The organism is Paenibacillus sp. SEL3 (genome assembly GCF_054602585.1).
Genome location: NZ_CM137725.1, coordinates 1,891,811 through 1,907,334 on the forward strand (window position 1 = coordinate 1,891,811; position 15,524 = coordinate 1,907,334).

Genomic DNA, 15,524 nt, shown 5'->3' on the forward strand with positions numbered 1-15,524 from the left:
CATAGAAAGCTAAATGTATTTCAGAGAGCCTGCCCCGTGCAGATACAATACGCTGCATTTGGAGCACACCGGAGTCAATCCTTCATGATTAATCTTTTGACGGGTTTTCTCATACGCTTCCGAGTTCCATATCTCCTTCAGACTGTGCTCACGCATGCTTCCAATCGTGAACTCACTGAAAAATTTGCAAGGCATGACCTTCCCGTCTGGTAAAATATCTGTTCTGGAGGTGAGCGCCAAACAATGATTGGAACAACGGCTGACCATTTCCTCACCATGTATAAATTTATCAATTTCCTCATAATCCAAACCGGGCTGATAGCGCACGCGAATGTTCCATACTCGCTCATTGATCCGCTGTAGTTCCTGCATCAGAGGATCGATGTTATCCGGGTTGATTTTATATTTGAAAGCATGCCAGCTACTAATATTTTTTTCTTCGAGTTGTCGGAGCCAAGAAAAATTACGTGTAAAATATTCATCCATTTTGAGGGAGGTCTCTTTGGAAATGTACCAGGGGAACGTCAGCAGCACCAGATCCAGCCTTTTGTCCTCCAGCATTTGCAGAAATTCGTACATCCGTCCGATCATGTTATCGTTAATGACCGCATGGACAGTTACCCGTCCCTTGTACAATCCCTGGTCGCGCAGTTCAATCAGCTTATCCATCTGCCGCATTGTTTTTTGAAAGGTGCCTTTACCGCGAATTAGGTCGTGTTCTCTTTCAAAACCTTCAATCGCTATTAATAACTCCAGATTTTCGGACAAATCCAAAATCCGGTCCAAATATTTATCAATAAGTAATCCATTTGTACAAAAGGTCATTTCGCGCCGATCTTCCGCCAGCACGTCCAAAATTTCATCAAAACGCCGATGAAACATTGGTTCGCCGCCCCACATGTACAGTCTGGACTTGGCTTCCTTGGTTTCGCTCAAAATTTGCCGGAGCATGTCTGGAGCAAGATCCATGTTTTGTTCTTCTTTATCCATTTGGTGATGGTAGCCTTCCTCGTTCCATTCAAAGCAGTGCGTACATCTCAGGTTGCAGCGGTTAGTCAGCTTAATGCCGATCGTCTGGGGCATGTCCGTTTTGAAAGCAGGGTCCTGTGTGGCGTTACGGTAAGATACAGAAGCGTTTTTCAGGTTACGCTTGATGAGCTTGAACGCTTTCTCATCAATCAGCACATTGCTTTTGGGCTGCATGCTAACACCTCGTTTAATGGATTTTCAGGCACATGTACCTAGCTGTACGTCAGACCGTCTCCATTCCCTCCAGATGCGGCGCTTGTTCCGCATCGCTGATCCCCTGAATGTAGCTGCAAAACGCATCTACCGAGCTCAAATGCTCCAGTTCAAAGGAATCAAAATCAATCTCCACATCAAATGCATCCTCCACTTGCAGCATGAAATGAACCAACTGCAACGAATCCAGTCCCGCATCATGAATAATGTCCGAATGTCCATCCAGCTTTGCGACCAGTTCAGGATCTTCCTTGACTGCGCTGATCATTTCAATCACTTGGCTTTGCATAGCAAACTCCTCCTTGTGAATGAGATTCTGTTCGTTCCACCCAACGATGCCCTCTGCAAAGAAAGCTCCTAGAAAAATTCCTTCACTGGAACTTTATTCAATTATACTCCTCCAATGAAGAGACAAGTCAATAGGTTGTTTTGTAAGTAAAACTCGCAATATGTAAATTAATGTATGATAACTTCTACAATTTTCGCTGGCTATTTTTTCGCAAAATTTAATAAAAATTCTTCTCACATCTCTTGCATGAGCGACAGAATTATTTTACAATACACGTGAAAATGTTTTTCTTAATATCATTCTTATAAACGATATTTATTTTCACGCAAATACTCTACAGCCAAAGGAGCACAGCTCATGTCCCCCATTCTTCATACATTAGCCCAAAGACTGGAGCTGCTTCCCGTACAGGAGCGCAAGCTGACGGAATCCATCCTGCAATCCCCGGAAGATGTGTTACATCTGGGTATTCGGGAGCTGTCAGAGCGTTGTGGTGTGAGTGCAGCGACCGTTACGCGGTTTTGCAAATCACTACATTTTAAAGGCTATCCCGATTTCAAAATGAAGCTGGCCGCCGAGTTGTCCCATTCCAACCGTAATGGTGAAGAATCCTATCAGGATATTGTCGCCGGAAATTCACTTCCCCGAATCGTGCAAGCTATTCAGGCGAACCACACCGCATCCATTGCAGACACGACCCGACTGCTGGATTACGACAAGCTGGAGCAGGCTATTGCATGGCTGTCAGCCACGAGCCGCATTGATCTCTATGGGATGGCGACATCGTCGATTGTGGCGCAGGATTTTTACCAGAAGCTCATCCGTATTGGCAAGAACAGCACTGCCTTTGCAGATTCACATATGCAGATTACCTCTGCCTCCTCGCTCGGAGTGGGAGATGTCGCCTTTGCCGTCTCTTATTCAGGAGAAACCCAGGAGACCATTGCGGCTCTACGCTGCGCCAAGGAACAAGGGGCCAAGACACTATCCCTGACCTCCTTCGGAAACAACACGCTGGCAGGCCTTGCGGATATTGCGCTATTTTCCTCCTCATTGGAGGAAGGAATGCGACGTGGTGATATGGCCTCCCGCATCGCCCAGCTTCATATCATAGATATTCTGTTTACAGGTATGGTGAGCGCGGATTTTGACAAATATATTCCGAGATTGGAAGGTTCATATCAACAAGTGAGCAAGCTCAAAAAACAACCGGGAGGTCACTAAGATGAACATACGCATTTTGAACAGCCGTGAAGACCTGAACGCTACTGCCGCCGCTGTGATCGCTAGCTTGCTGCAATCCAAACCACAGGCCATGCTTGGCCTGGCCACCGGTAGTACGCCGATTGGCATTTACCGACATCTTGCAGATATGTACCGCAAGGGACAGGTCAGTTTTGCACGCGCCTATTCCGTGAATCTTGATGAGTATGTTGGTCTTCCCCCAGAACATCCGCAGAGCTATCGAAGCTTTATGAATGAGCACTTGTTCCAACATATCGATATTCCGATATCCCACACACGTGTCCCTGACGGGAATGCACTGGATCTGGCAGCAGAATGTGCAGCGCACGAGCAGGCTATTCTGGATCATGGCCCCGTGGATCTGCAATTGCTTGGCATTGGTCATAATGGACATATCGGCTTTAACGAACCTGGTCACAGCTTGGCTGGAGCTACACATGTTGTAGATTTAAAAGAAAGCACGCGCTCGGCGAATGCTCGATTTTTTGGCGAAATAGATGCTGTACCCAGGCAAGCAGTTACGATGGGAGTAGGCACGATTCTTAAGGCGAAGCAAATTATACTGGTGGCTTTTGGTGCGGATAAGGCTGACATTATAAAGCAGGCTTTAACTGGACCCGTCACGACAGCGTGTCCGGCTTCCCTGCTGCAATGCCATCCCAACGTACTTATTTTATTAGATCAGGAGGCAGGAGAATGGTTCAATTGAAGTCAGATGAAATGAGTGGTACCGTACCCCAGCTACTGTATGGGCAAGTTGTCGTTGGGAATGACATCATTGAAAAAGGGGTTGTCGTCATTGAGGGGCAATCCATTGTATACGCTGGTTCAGAAGCGAATTTGCCCGCCGATTGGACAGCGTTAGTCTTCGCAGATCAGGAAGAAAGCGCAGCGAAAACCGCCAAAATTGTGCGTTTGGAAGGAGGCTATCTGCTGCCAGGCTTTATTGATATTCATGTTCACGGCGGGAACGGTGAGGACTTTATGGACTCCGATCCGAGGGTGCTGGATACGATCACCTCCTTTCACGGTTCACAAGGTACGACAGCTATGCTGGCTACCACGATGACCGCGCCCAAGGAACAGATTGACCGGGTATTGAGTGAAGTTCACGCATACATGGCACTACCTATGCCCTATGCGCAACTGGAGGGCGTACATTTGGAAGGACCGTTCATCAGTCCGAAGTGGCCGGGAGCGCAAAACCCGGAACATATCGTGCCACCGAATCTCTCATGGGTAGCAGAATGGGAGCAGCGCTACCCGGGCCTTGTTCGCCAGCTCACGCTTGCGCCCGAACGGGAAGGAGCGCTGGAACTGATTGCATGGCTGCGCAGCCATGGCATTACCGCAGCTCTCGGTCATACGGATGCTACGTATGAAGAGGTTGAACAGGCAGCGACGGCAGGGCTGAACCATGCGGTGCATGCGTTTAATGCGATGACTCCGTTGCATCATCGCAAGCCGGGAGCCGCCGGAGCCGTACTTGCTGATCCGCGCATTGAAGCAGAAATCATCGCGGACGGCATTCATGTGCATCCCGCCGCCATTTCCCTGCTCGCTAGGTTAAAACAGGATCATAATCTCATTCTCATCACCGATGCCATGTCTGCTACTGGTCTCGAAGACGGGAAATATACACTCGGCGATTTGCCAGTGATTGTGCAGGGCGATGTAGCACGACTGGAGGATGGCGTCACATTGGCCGGAAGCACACTAACGATGATTGAAGGCTTCCGGTATTTGGTTCAACACGTGGGTATGAGTATTCCTGCGGCATCACAAATGGCCAGCCTGAATCCGGCTCGATCCTTGCACATTGCTGATCGTACAGGTTCGCTTGAAGCAGGTAAACAAGCAGATATCCTGTTACTGGATGGAGACTTAAAGCTGCAAGGCGTATGGATTAAAGGATTGCGCAAATAATTCAGTTATAGTTATCATTCCCCCAAAACTAAAGAGCTATCCACCAGCGTATTCGCTGAGATGGATAGCTCTTTCTTTGGCATTGCACAATTATAGGGTTTGAATTAGCGATGATTCATCGGGGCAGGGGTATGATTTTGTGGACGTGTGGGTGCTGTATTATTCATTGGACGGTTTGTATCAGCCGCCGAGGTCGGGAATACACGTTCAATTACATCCATCATACCATTGCTCAAGCCTCTAATCGGATGACCATTTTGCACACTGTGTGTAAAGTCAGTGGCTTGTTTGACAAAGTCCGGGTTAGCGGATACATGTACCTGTTCAATCGAAGGTGCAAATTGCTTCACTTTATTCGCGATACGGCTCTTGACTGCATCACTTGGTTCATATGCAGTTCTTGCTCCCTCGATTGTGGTGTTTCCGTTATCTGTGCGATTGTTGTTGTCCGTTAAGCCACGCAACATACCGTACGATCCTGTACCCATCGTACCAAATAAACCGTCATCACGACGCGCAGGTGTTCCATTCCCGGTAACTCCATTGTCTGTCATTCCAGGCGTTGTAGTATCCGTAGTACGGTTTCCTCTAGTGCCATTAACGCCATTCACACTCGGTACATTCCCGTTACGTCCAGTACTGTTTGCACTTGGAGTACCGTCAATACTTGGAGCACCGACACCTGTTCCGTTGGCTTGGTCTTTCAAGGAAACGGCTACATAGGCATGTCGTTCACCGACCAGCACTGTCGCAGACTTTACATCCGGCATCTCGGATATACGTTTGGACAAATTGCGATCGACTTGCAGATTACGGACTGGATGTCCGGTTCGGTTGCCATTTTCATTCAATGACATCCCGTCCATACCATTCGACTTAACCCCATAACGATTCACACCATCCATACCATTACGGTTCACACCATCCATACCATAACGGTTCACACCATCCATTCGATGTGTGCTTTGCGCGTTATAGCGTGTACTGTTCGTACGAACGTTATGATCGGCATTTCCGCACCCGGTCAAAGCAGCCATACTGGCGAGTAAAGCAGCAGAAATCGTCAAACTAATGACCTTCTTAGTTCCTGGCATGAACTCATCCTCCATACATATAAAATGTGTGACGAGATTATCATGCGCCATGGATCATGGGGATATCCTGACTAAAAAATGACTAAAAAAATAAAATTTTAATGTAAATATGAAATACAATTGATGATTTACCACAAGATGGCATGTATAATAAGCTTGAAAAATACTTTATTTTACAAAGGAGGATTTTCAGTTTGAAAAAGATCACTGTTTTAATGCTCATTTTTTTCTTATCAATAACTCTTGTCCCCGTCGGCGCTTTTGCAGGTTCCACTACCCCCCAACCCCCGAAAGATCCCGCTGGAAGCTGGGTAGAAGGCCCATCACCTAATCGCGTTGATCCTACCAAGCCAGCACTTTTGTTCGTACATGGTTTGAACAGTAGTGCTGAAGTCTGGACCAAGAATAATAACGATATGCTTCAGCGTGCACGTGACGCCGGATACCAGACAGCCACCATTAATCTGTACGATACAAATGGCACCTCCCAAGATATGTGGGACAATGGTAAGCTTCTGGCCGACAAAATTAAGGTCATCAGTAATCACTTTGGAAAAAAACTTATCGTTATCGCCCACAGCAAAGGTGGAGTGGATACTCAAACCGCTCTCGTATATAACGGAGCCGCTCCCTATGTACAACGTGTCATCACCCTCAGCAGTCCTCATCATGGCTCACAACTTGCAGATCTCGCCTACAGTAGCTGGGCCGGATGGCTGGCAGATATCGTCGGCTCACAAAATCCTGGTACCTCCACTTTACAAACATCTTATATGAAGTATTTCCGATCCAAGACCGATGCACTCAGTAATGCGACTACAATTCCATTCTTCACGTTTGCTGGTGATAACTGGTCTGGCGGCACTGCTTCCTACATAATGGGCGGACTTTACCTCTCATCCTTTGGTAAGAATGATGGAGTGGTCACAGTCGACAACGCTAAGCTTCCCGGCGGACGTGTAGTTAAAGTCGGATCTTGGGATCATGCCAAGGTTCGTACCGGCTCCTACGTTTTCTCCCTGATCCAACCCTACCTCCAAGCAAACACTCCAGCATTGAATCAGGAAACTGAAGCACTTTCAGCATCTTCCCTGACTGCTTCTGCTGTACAAGCCACCTATAGCGAGATCGACAATTCATACTTTATTCGAGGCGGCGATTATAATGGACAAGCCTCAGAAACCCTCACTGTTGAAAATGGTGTCAAATCCATTGATCTGGACTGGATCAGCGATAAACGTGTGAGTCAGCTGGAACTAACCAAGCCTGACGGTACTAGTGAAATTATTAATCTGAAAGCAGGCTATGATGACGATATTTTTGCTGGTGCCTGGCATCATAACGCCGTCATTCAAAATCCAAAACCGGGCACCTATAAACTGAACGTCACAGTTCCTGATCAAGGAGCGTATCTCCTGATTGCACGTTACCAGGCTGTTCAAGTTCCTGAACTGAAATACAATCTGAATGCAGTGGGTCCGAAGCTAAACCTGAAAACACAGGATTCCCCCGACAGCGTGACACAAGTCACCTACCAAGTTCAATATTATGGTGATCCGCAGCAAGGAGTCACTTCTGCACCTAAAGGTTTGACGGCACAGCAAAAAACGGTTAAACCTAATGGGCAAATTGAGCTATCCAAAGCGGACAAGCCCGGCATCTATTCTGTAACCTATGAAATTAGCGGCACCACAGAGGCAGGTTATCCGTACCGCCGTACAGCTGTTCAATCCATTTATATTGATGCAGACGGCAACAAGTATGTCGACTAAATAAATCTACAGCCTAAAAAGCCTGCGAATCCCTATTAAGTTGGGGCATTTGCAGGCTTTTTTTTCATTGTGTTCAATCTGTTGTCTGATTCCTCAGCTTATGAAGCCAATAGTAGCGGTGTAAATCCATAATAAAATGAAAAAGAACAAATGCCAGCATGGAGTATACACTGATCAATACTGTGGCAACTAATTGTTGTGTAGCAAATCCGAGGGAAACCTTCGCTATCAGATAACCAGCCCCAGTAAATGTGGTGATCGTCACTACAGGCGCTCTCTTGTTTTTTTTCTTAACTTTTGGTTTCTTCTTATGTTTTGAAGGATCTTTGAATTTCGCCAAATTATATTTTATAAAGTAATACAAAGCGACTCCATAAAGGGCAAAAGAACCTATAAAATACCATGAAGTATCCAGACCCAACATGCCATAAGCAAACTTTTGTGTCATGATCATGAAGCCCATAGAACAAATCAAACCAAATACACCACGGAATAAAATGTAATTCAATTGCAATTTGCGTGGCATGATGACCAGTACTAGAGCCCAAATGTTTATCAAAACAATCGGTGGCAACAGTACATACACGTAAACTGCAATGTATGGATTTCCCACTAAGGGGATAACCAGAAACAGATCTAACAGTAATAAAACAAGAATGATGACATTGGAACGAATACTGTTGACTGGGTACATCTTCGCACTTTTCTCAAAAGAAGCCCTGTTATCAATCATAAACTTATAAGCCCTCCGTTAAATAAGTAAACCTACGGATAAGGATAGCCAAGGCTATATCCATTGTCCACTTTTCACTGTCTTTAACTCTTGTCGCAGTTCTTCTATAAAATCAGTCACAATGCTTTGGACAGCATCTTCACGGGACATACGAATATATCGACTGGTCTTTTGAATGTCTTCCTCGAACAATTGAAGTATCCTATACATGGCCTCCTGATCTCCACTTTGTACTAATTTTAGCAATTGGACGAACTCAGCATCCGAAATAACTCTTTCAGCATTTTCTTTTTCCATTTATTCACCGCCTGTTGGGATAGCTTTAACTCTTTTGCAATCTGTGCTTCGGTTTTATCTAGTATGTAAAGGTCAAAGATGATCATTTTTCCGATCTCAGAAGATAGAGAGTTGATAAGCTGTAATGTGTACATATGAGAGTTTGAAGATTCTGTAAAAGATGGGGCGCTGACGGCTTCGTTCTTTTCCATTACAAATTCATGATTGGTTTGTACCCGAGCACGATACTGGATTCTCCAGGCAATGCGGTACAGCTTCTTTCGATATTGTTCTACCAATGTTAGCTGAGACTGATCCATTGTAAATCACCCTTTCTCTTTGGATTTGACTTTTTCTAATCCTCATACTATAGGGTAATTTCCAAACCTATTTTACAACCACAATCAGAACACTTGTTCTTATTTATTATACTATTTTTACAATCGGTTGTATATGGTTCGTTTAATTTACCTTCCTTTATATATGGCTAAAAAGGAGGGAATACATTGCAAATGGATGATGCTCTTTCTCTGGTTACCAACGTAGGCTTTCCGGCTGGACTTTGTTTTATTTTGTTGCGGCACATCCTGCACACGATGGAGGAAAAGCTGGATAAGCTGGATGTCTCACTTCATGAGCTGATTCAAGTAATCCAAGATTTAAACGACACTAACAACTCTTCTTCCAAAAGCAGCAAACCTGACGAATAACAAACACAAAGAAGCTCCAGACGACGATCATCCGCCGTTGGAGCCTCTTTGTGCAGCTAATTTAATTACTAATGGTTATTTTCCAGCCTGAGCTTGGTCGTGGTCATTCTGTTCAGTACGGTTTACGTCAGATACTGACAGACCATAAGCCCAGTTACTTTGTGGCGGTACAACCCATACGGTATCTGGATCATCTTTAAGCGTCCAGCCCTGATAGACCAGCTGGGAATCATCCTTACCCAGCGATACACTTAGCGTAAAGCGGTGGACAGGCTTGCTCAGCTCAGAGGCTTTGCGCAAGGCCTGACTGCTGGCCAGGTTTTTGATCTGCTGCGAGAGGGAAATCGCCGTGTCGCTGGCTACTGACTTTCCGTTCAGCGTCCAAGATGTGGAGGCACTGTCTCCGGTCCCGCTGTTACCGGAGGATTTGAGCATCCATGAAGCATTTTGGCCTTCCCACTCTATTCCGCTCAGCTTGGTATCGTCCCAATCGAACGGCGTTGTATCTATAAAATCTTCAGCACCCAGCAATAACCCTGAAAGAGTATCTATAGGTACAGGAGCTATCTCTTTTTTGTCTGATAATACATAAACAGCATCTCCGGAAGGCAACGTTTCACCGAAAGCAAAGGTACGAACGTCACCCTGCTTGGTCTTAATCTCAATCTGATCATGGGTAGCGGAGATCCCATATTTGGCTACGTCTGTAGGGGAAGATTCCACCACTTCACCCAACTTTACATTTTGAATCGCCGCTAGCCAATTGTCTATTGTATATTGGTTTAGCGGGTAAGTCCGTGGCTTGCTCATACTCCATTGGCCATCATGTTGTTCAAGTTCCACCGACTTGCCGTCCTTTCCAGTGATTGCGAAAGACGTAATATTCTCTTGCGTAAGCTGAATCAGCTGACGAGCAGCCGGCGCTTGTTCATGAAAAAAGTTTTGGCTCTTTGCATAGATTATACCCGCTCCCAATACAACTAACAGCAGCACTGTGGGTATCCATTTTCTCATGCTCTTCTTCGCCTCCACCATAATAAGATTCCGATGACCGCGAACAGCAACGGCAATCCGATGACAGATATGGTCAATATCGTTTTCGCTTGTGCAGGAGTCAAGTAAGCTACCTTATAATCCTGCTCCTGACGAGGACGAATAGTGAGCCCATCAGAATGCTCCTGCACATAATTCAGACTGTTCAGCACAAAGTCTCGATTGCCTCCTGTGCCGATCTCAGTGTCGCTTAAGAGGGCAGACGTTCCGAGAATAACGGCTTTGGGCTTGCCGTCTTTCCCTTCTACCGCATAACCGAGATCCAGCGGCCCCTGCGGGTCCTTGTCATCCTTCTGTGTTTCGTTGTTCAGCAGACCTTGGATATTCGTTTCACCATAGCTAGCTCCAGAAGATTTCATCAAAAGCGTCGTCTTCCAATCCTTCTGCTCTCCTGCCTGCAAAGCAATAGACAATGAAAGAACAGGGTACAGATTGGAAGCCGCCAACTTATCGGTGATCGCATGACTGCCGAAGGTAGGAACCGTCCATAGCGGTCCAAGTGTATTCGTCTGTTCTTGATCCACCACGATGGCATGAGTGTCCTTCACTCCATAATCAGCCGCTAATGCATCAAGGTTTTTCCAATCGGACCCCATGTTCGGGTGAAAGCCTAGTGCCATAAAAAGCTTTCCGCCACCATTCAGATACGTACGAATACTCTTCAGTTCTGTTGCACTGATATCACGTTCTGGTCCAACAATAGCCAATACAGACGCATCTTTGGGTACACTACCCGCCTGATTGAGCTGAACTTCCTCTGTTTTCACATTATCTTGTGACAGTGAGCTACTTAATTCAGTCATTTGGGACAATGGGATTTCCTCATGTCCAGTTAGAAAGGCCACTTTTCCTTGACGGGTAGATGATAATCCCAACAATCCACTCGTCAGCTTTTCTTCCCCCGTAAATTGGTATGCCCCTTCACCACTCCCCTGAGCTTGCGTAAATAGACTCCCAATATCTATAACCCGTTTCTTCTCCCCCTGCACCAACACAATAGACGCTGCAGTAACACCATATTGCTTGGCCAGTATCGGTTCCTGATTCAGATCGTATTGCTCGACCTTGAGCTTGCTGTTACGCTTGGCGTATTCATTCAGCATATCCGTAACATCCCGGTTCAGCTTCTGATTTTGCGAGGTGGATACGGTAAAGGCAATCAATCGTACGTCTTCCTTTACATCCTGGATGGTCGTCAACGTTTGGTCAGACAGCGTATACTGCTTCCCTGCCGTCAGATCCAGTTGAAAGCCACCCAGCGAACGCAGAAATAACGTCAATAAAATAAAAATCCCTACAGCAGCAATCGATAGTACCACACTATTGGTATGACCCAGCCATTTTTTCATATTCATTACCTCCACCGTTTCCGTTCAACCACTTGGATGCTGAATAACAAAAAGAGTACCGCCACCGTCACGTAGTACATCACATCGGCTCCATTCAGCAATCCTTTGGTGAAACTGTCAAACCGTGCGGTTAGTGAAAAAGGTTCCAGCCATTGCTGTACCGCCGCAGATGCACCCGTCTGTCCACCAAACGAATCCAGCATCCAGAACACAAGTAAAATAATAAAACTGACGACCGCCGACATCATCTGATGCTGTGAAAGCGTCGAAGCGAATAAGCCGATCGCCATCATGGCTGCGCCAAGCATAAACAGACCAATCACAGATGTTAATACCAGCGTCCAATCCAGCGACCCATAAAAGGACATCACGACCGGATACGCTAGACTACACAGCACTAATATGAGCAACATGCCCAACGACGCCAAAAATTTACCCACGATCATTTCCGTCACACTCACAGGTGAGGTAAGCAGCAGTTCATCCGTACCTTGCCTGAATTCCTCCGCAACCAGCCTCATCGTGAGTAATGGGACGACGAACACCAGCATGGACAAGGTGTCGCCGAGTACCAGCCGATAGTCCAGAATGCTAGGCTGATACATCACAAAATTGGTATAAAAAAGTAACCCCGTCAGCAGCATGTACACTGCAAGCGCAAAATACGTTGTTGGTGTCCACAGATAGGCTTGCAGCTCTTTTTGACAGACCGCGAACAAACGCCTCATGACCGATTACCTCCTGTATGCTTATCTTCTTCAGTCTTATCGTTGCTGGACGCAGCTTCTCCATGCTCCACCGTGATGGCCGTAGGTGCTGCATCCTCCGAGGAATGTAGGTCTTGTACTGCTGGATCGCCGACCTGACCTTCTTCCGTCTCGCGGGTCGTTAACTGCTGGAAGATATTTTCCAAGCTAAGGCTTTCTTTTTTCATCTCTAAAATCGGAAGCTTCGCATCAGACAGCACATAAAATAGTTCTTCGCGAAAATCCTCACCGGAGGCTCCTGTGAGTAGCAATCCGGTCAGTTCTGGCTCTGCGGCAGTCAGCTTCGTGTTCGCTGGAGGCTGCGTGGTCGCCATAGATTCAACCTCTACTTTTCCCCAAGTACGCAGGACATCCAGCACCTGCTCACGCTTGCCTTTAACCTCCACCTTCACCTTAAATCCATCTTCCATCGAACCGCCGAGCGCGTCAGGGCGCCCATCCATGACCAGTTTCCCTTCATGGATGATGAGAACACGATTGCACAAAGCATCTACCTCAGGCAATATATGCGTGCTGAGCAATACCGTATGATTTTCGCCAATCTCCTGAATGAGCTGACGAATCTCCAAAATTTGATTGGGGTCCAACCCCGAGGTCGGTTCATCTAGCACCAGTAAATCCGGGTTATGAATAATCGCACCTGCCAGTCCCAAGCGCTGTTTATACCCTTTTGACAAACTGCGGACTAATTGTTTTTCCCGCCCATTCAGTCCCAGCCTGGACATCATCTCTGAAATACGCAGCTTCTGCTCTCTCGCAGGCACATCCCGAATACTAGCTACAAACTTTAAATAGGATCTTACGGACATATCCTCATATAAAGGGGGCGTCTCCGGCAAATAACCGATTTTGGAACGAGCTTGTCTGCCCTTATCCTGAATCGGGATACCATCAATCGTAATCACTCCCTCGTTGGGTTGAAGATACCCTGTAATCATGCGCATCGTTGTCGTTTTACCCGCGCCATTCGGCCCCAGGAAACCAACAATTTCACCGCGCTGCATTTCAAAATCCAGCTTATGTACACCCCGGTTGCCCTCATACCACTTGCTTACCTGCTGCACTTTGAGCACATGTTCCACCCTTTCCTTTATCGTAATCTTCTCCCTGCTGCTCCCCTACTTCCCTCCCACCTAAAATGTTGCATGAGTAGCGGAGCGGTCTCCTCCCTGCTGTTCCCCCCCAAAAATGTTGCATGGGAAGCAGGTAGCAGCGAAGCGGAGGATTTGGAGCTGGAGAAGCGCCAGCGTTCGCCTTTGCCTTGGGATTTTCACCTTTATATGTCTTATTTGATCATAGAAAAATCCCACGGCAACAGCGATCGGAAGCCCAAAGCCTTCGCGAAGCGGTCTCCTCCCTGCTGTTACCCTCCCCCAAAATGTTGCATGGGAAGCAGGTAGCAGCGAAGCGAAGGATTTGAAGCTGGAGAAGCGCTAGCGTTCGCCTTTGCTGTAGGATTCTTACCTTTATATGTCTTATCTAATCAAAGAAGAATCCTACTGCAACAGCGATCGGAAGCTCAAAGCCTTCACGGAGCGGTCTCCTCGCACTTCATGCTACACTTTTAAATTCTAATGATACCCCCCCACATATAACTCCAGCTTAACGTCACTTAAATAGAAGCTTAAAATAATGTGTCTAAAATGTGAACATGGAAATGCGCATCTGCCCTCGTAAACTTGTACGGTTCGCCACGGCGTGGATTCGCATCTACTATCATTACAACGTGTGAAGGGAGTGTATAAAAAACGATGACCGTACTATTTACCAATCTAGTTAATAACGGCGACTTCGAGACTGGATCTACCCTTTTTTGGAACGCTGCAAATGTGACCGTCACTAACTTATCCGTAAAAAAGACAAACTTTTATAGTGCGATCCTGACAGGAGGCGCAGTAGATGCATCTCTTTCCCAGGTCGTTTTTGCTGCACCAGGCGAAAGCTATACATTAAGCCTCTCAGCTGCAAAAATAGGAAGCCTGTCCAGTCCTCAAGTTAACATTTTTCTGTATTACTATGACGCAACCTTTAGCTTCCTTAGCACGGGGCTGACTACCTATTTGAGCGCAGGCACATTGCCAGACGCTGTGAACGGAACATGGCAAAGCCTGTATGAAGTAACAGCTCCTGTTCCAGCCAACGCAGCCTTTGCCTTTTTGGTTATTAGTAAAAATGCCTTGGCTAACACTGCTGATGTAGCCATTGATTCTATTGCTCTTGTTAAAGCAAGTGCAGCTGGAGCTGTGGGCCCAGCCGGACCTGCCGGGCCTACGGGTGCTACAGGGCCTGCGGGTGCCACAGGCGCTACAGGCGTTAGCGGACCTGTCGGACCTACGGGTGCCACGGGTGACACTGGTGTTACCGGACCTGTTGGGCCTACGGGTGCCACGGGCGACACCGGTGTTACCGGACCTGTTGGGCCTACGGGTGCCACGGGCGATACAGGTGCTACTGGACCTGTCGGACCTACAGGCGCCACGGGTGATACAGGTGCTACTGGACCTGTCGGACCTACAGGCGCCACGGGTGACACTGGTGTTACCGGACCTGTCGGGCCTACGGGTGCCACGGGCGACACCGGTGTTACCGGACCTGTTGGGCCTACGGGTGCCACGGGCGATACAGGTGCTACTGGACCTGTCGGACCTACAGGCGCCACGGGTGATACAGGTGCTACTGGACCTGTCGGACCTACAGGCGCCACGGGTGACACAGGTGTTACCGGACCTGTCGGGTCTACGGGTGCCACCGGCTTTACCGGACCTGCTGGACCTATCGGGCCTGTCGGACCTATTGGCGACACAGGCGCTACGGGACCCGCTGGACCAACAGGGCCGACTGGACCTACCGGACCGTTTGGCCTTGGATTTACTGGCCCGATTGGACCAACAGGAGACACTGGTCCACAAGGACCGATTGGACCTACCGGACCTACGGGGCCGACTGGACCTACAGGGCCTACCGGACTCTAACGTTCTTTTTTCTACCACATTATATTTAAGCGACGTACCATACCTTATCGACAAAGCCGCACAGCCCGTTTAGGCTTTGTCATCCTTGCCCTGCCG

The 15,524-nt window shown here is 47.4% G+C and carries 16 protein-coding genes; 6 read left to right on the forward strand and 10 right to left on the reverse strand.

Translation table 11 applies throughout. The features are described from left to right. Positions 1-9 precede the first annotated feature (9 nt). Together ACYCS5_RS08825 and ACYCS5_RS08830 are read right to left on the reverse strand one after the other, a co-directional pair. On the reverse strand, positions 10-1,203 hold the full coding sequence (locus ACYCS5_RS08825) for a radical SAM/SPASM domain-containing protein (RefSeq protein WP_069011016.1): 1,194 nt from the start codon (positions 1,201-1,203) through the stop codon (positions 10-12). A gap of 49 nt (positions 1,204-1,252) precedes the next feature. Beyond that, a complete protein-coding gene (locus tag ACYCS5_RS08830) occupies positions 1,253-1,531 on the reverse strand; it encodes an acyl carrier protein (RefSeq protein ID WP_013311713.1) in 279 nt (92 codons plus the stop codon). A gap of 357 nt (positions 1,532-1,888) precedes the next feature. Between ACYCS5_RS08830 and ACYCS5_RS08835 the strand changes: the two genes are divergently transcribed. From ACYCS5_RS08835 to nagA, 3 genes are read left to right on the forward strand one after another with little or no spacing between them, the layout of a single operon-like run. Next, positions 1,889-2,755, forward strand: a complete 867-nt coding sequence (locus ACYCS5_RS08835) for a MurR/RpiR family transcriptional regulator (RefSeq protein WP_069011015.1) — start codon at positions 1,889-1,891, stop codon at positions 2,753-2,755. 1 nt (position 2,756) lies between these two features. Beyond that, positions 2,757-3,485: a glucosamine-6-phosphate deaminase gene (nagB, locus tag ACYCS5_RS08840; protein WP_340956678.1), complete on the forward strand. Its 729-nt coding sequence runs from the start codon at positions 2,757-2,759 to the stop codon at positions 3,483-3,485. Continuing rightward, positions 3,482-4,702, forward strand: coding sequence for an N-acetylglucosamine-6-phosphate deacetylase (nagA, locus tag ACYCS5_RS08845; protein WP_459761302.1), 1,221 nt, complete (start codon positions 3,482-3,484; stop codon positions 4,700-4,702). The genes nagB and nagA overlap by 4 nt, the downstream gene beginning before the upstream one ends. 104 nt (positions 4,703-4,806) lie before the next feature. On the opposite strand, the gene ACYCS5_RS08850 is transcribed toward nagA, so the two are convergent. After that, positions 4,807-5,796 carry a YhcN/YlaJ family sporulation lipoprotein gene (locus ACYCS5_RS08850; protein ID WP_459760944.1) on the reverse strand — a complete coding sequence of 330 codons (990 nt, stop codon included), beginning with the start codon at positions 5,794-5,796 and terminating at the stop codon, positions 4,807-4,809. Between the two features lie 194 nt (positions 5,797-5,990). Here ACYCS5_RS08850 and ACYCS5_RS08855 point away from each other — a divergent pair, with 194 nt between their 5' ends. After that, the gene (locus ACYCS5_RS08855; RefSeq protein ID WP_459760945.1) at positions 5,991-7,568 is read left to right on the forward strand and encodes an esterase/lipase family protein; all 1,578 of its coding nucleotides are present in this window, start codon (positions 5,991-5,993) and stop codon (positions 7,566-7,568) included. A gap of 73 nt (positions 7,569-7,641) precedes the next feature. Here the strand turns inward: ACYCS5_RS08855 and ACYCS5_RS08860 are convergent, their stop codons facing one another. Genes ACYCS5_RS08860 through ACYCS5_RS08870 form a run of 3 tightly spaced genes read right to left on the reverse strand, consistent with a single transcriptional unit; the run spans position 7,642 to position 8,897 of the window. Beyond that, on the reverse strand, positions 7,642-8,301 hold the full coding sequence (locus tag ACYCS5_RS08860; RefSeq protein WP_459760946.1) for a hypothetical protein: 660 nt from the start codon (positions 8,299-8,301) through the stop codon (positions 7,642-7,644). Between the two features lie 54 nt (positions 8,302-8,355). Then, complete coding sequence (locus tag ACYCS5_RS08865; RefSeq protein WP_230585106.1) at positions 8,356-8,511, reverse strand: hypothetical protein; 156 nt, start codon at positions 8,509-8,511, stop codon at positions 8,356-8,358. A gap of 29 nt (positions 8,512-8,540) precedes the next feature. Continuing rightward, positions 8,541-8,897 (reverse strand): sigma-70 family RNA polymerase sigma factor, encoded by a 357-nt coding sequence (locus ACYCS5_RS08870; protein WP_322252298.1) that lies wholly within the window; start codon positions 8,895-8,897, stop codon positions 8,541-8,543. A gap of 192 nt (positions 8,898-9,089) precedes the next feature. Here ACYCS5_RS08870 and ACYCS5_RS08875 point away from each other — a divergent pair, with 192 nt between their 5' ends. Beyond that, positions 9,090-9,287: a YvrJ family protein gene (locus tag ACYCS5_RS08875; protein WP_230585117.1), complete on the forward strand. Its 198-nt coding sequence runs from the start codon at positions 9,090-9,092 to the stop codon at positions 9,285-9,287. A 75-nt stretch (positions 9,288-9,362) separates the two neighbouring features. Here ACYCS5_RS08875 and ACYCS5_RS08880 read toward each other — a convergent pair whose 3' ends face one another. The 4 genes from ACYCS5_RS08880 to ACYCS5_RS08895 are packed head-to-tail and all read right to left on the reverse strand — an operon-like array spanning position 9,363 to position 13,529. Continuing rightward, positions 9,363-10,301, reverse strand: coding sequence for a DUF4340 domain-containing protein (locus ACYCS5_RS08880; RefSeq protein ID WP_459760947.1), 939 nt, complete (start codon positions 10,299-10,301; stop codon positions 9,363-9,365). Continuing rightward, on the reverse strand, positions 10,298-11,689 hold the full coding sequence (locus ACYCS5_RS08885) for a GldG family protein (protein WP_029518316.1): 1,392 nt from the start codon (positions 11,687-11,689) through the stop codon (positions 10,298-10,300). Before ACYCS5_RS08885 ends, ACYCS5_RS08880 begins: the two co-directional genes overlap by 4 nt. A 5-nt stretch (positions 11,690-11,694) precedes the next feature. Next, positions 11,695-12,417 (reverse strand): ABC transporter permease, encoded by a 723-nt coding sequence (locus tag ACYCS5_RS08890; RefSeq protein ID WP_029518315.1) that lies wholly within the window; start codon positions 12,415-12,417, stop codon positions 11,695-11,697. Then, positions 12,414-13,529: an ABC transporter ATP-binding protein gene (locus ACYCS5_RS08895; protein WP_459761303.1), complete on the reverse strand. Its 1,116-nt coding sequence runs from the start codon at positions 13,527-13,529 to the stop codon at positions 12,414-12,416. The genes ACYCS5_RS08890 and ACYCS5_RS08895 overlap by 4 nt, the downstream gene beginning before the upstream one ends. A gap of 678 nt (positions 13,530-14,207) precedes the next feature. Between ACYCS5_RS08895 and ACYCS5_RS08900 the strand changes: the two genes are divergently transcribed. Next, positions 14,208-15,428, forward strand: coding sequence for an NTTRR-F1 domain (locus ACYCS5_RS08900; RefSeq protein WP_459761062.1), 1,221 nt, complete (start codon positions 14,208-14,210; stop codon positions 15,426-15,428). Positions 15,429-15,524: the final 96 nt, after the last annotated feature.

Excerpts from the sequence above, each read along its gene's own strand:
- ACYCS5_RS08825 (WP_069011016.1), bottom strand. The coding sequence starts at position 1,203 with ATGCAGCCCAAAAGCAATGTGCTGATTGATGAGAAAGCGTTCAAGCTC.
- ACYCS5_RS08830 (WP_013311713.1), bottom strand. The coding sequence starts at position 1,531 with ATGCAAAGCCAAGTGATTGAAATGATCAGCGCAGTCAAGGAAGATCCT.
- ACYCS5_RS08835 (WP_069011015.1), top strand. The coding sequence starts at position 1,889 with ATGTCCCCCATTCTTCATACATTAGCCCAAAGACTGGAGCTGCTTCCC.
- nagB (WP_340956678.1), top strand. The coding sequence starts at position 2,757 with ATGAACATACGCATTTTGAACAGCCGTGAAGACCTGAACGCTACTGCC.
- ACYCS5_RS08850 (WP_459760944.1), bottom strand. The coding sequence starts at position 5,796 with ATGCCAGGAACTAAGAAGGTCATTAGTTTGACGATTTCTGCTGCTTTA.
- ACYCS5_RS08860 (WP_459760946.1), bottom strand. The coding sequence starts at position 8,301 with ATGATTGATAACAGGGCTTCTTTTGAGAAAAGTGCGAAGATGTACCCA.
- ACYCS5_RS08865 (WP_230585106.1), bottom strand. The coding sequence starts at position 8,511 with ATGTATAGGATACTTCAATTGTTCGAGGAAGACATTCAAAAGACCAGT.
- ACYCS5_RS08870 (WP_322252298.1), bottom strand. The coding sequence starts at position 8,897 with ATGGATCAGTCTCAGCTAACATTGGTAGAACAATATCGAAAGAAGCTG.
- ACYCS5_RS08875 (WP_230585117.1), top strand. The coding sequence starts at position 9,090 with ATGGATGATGCTCTTTCTCTGGTTACCAACGTAGGCTTTCCGGCTGGA.
- ACYCS5_RS08880 (WP_459760947.1), bottom strand. The coding sequence starts at position 10,301 with ATGAGAAAATGGATACCCACAGTGCTGCTGTTAGTTGTATTGGGAGCG.
- ACYCS5_RS08885 (WP_029518316.1), bottom strand. The coding sequence starts at position 11,689 with ATGAAAAAATGGCTGGGTCATACCAATAGTGTGGTACTATCGATTGCT.
- ACYCS5_RS08890 (WP_029518315.1), bottom strand. The coding sequence starts at position 12,417 with ATGAGGCGTTTGTTCGCGGTCTGTCAAAAAGAGCTGCAAGCCTATCTG.
- ACYCS5_RS08900 (WP_459761062.1), top strand. The coding sequence starts at position 14,208 with ATGACCGTACTATTTACCAATCTAGTTAATAACGGCGACTTCGAGACT.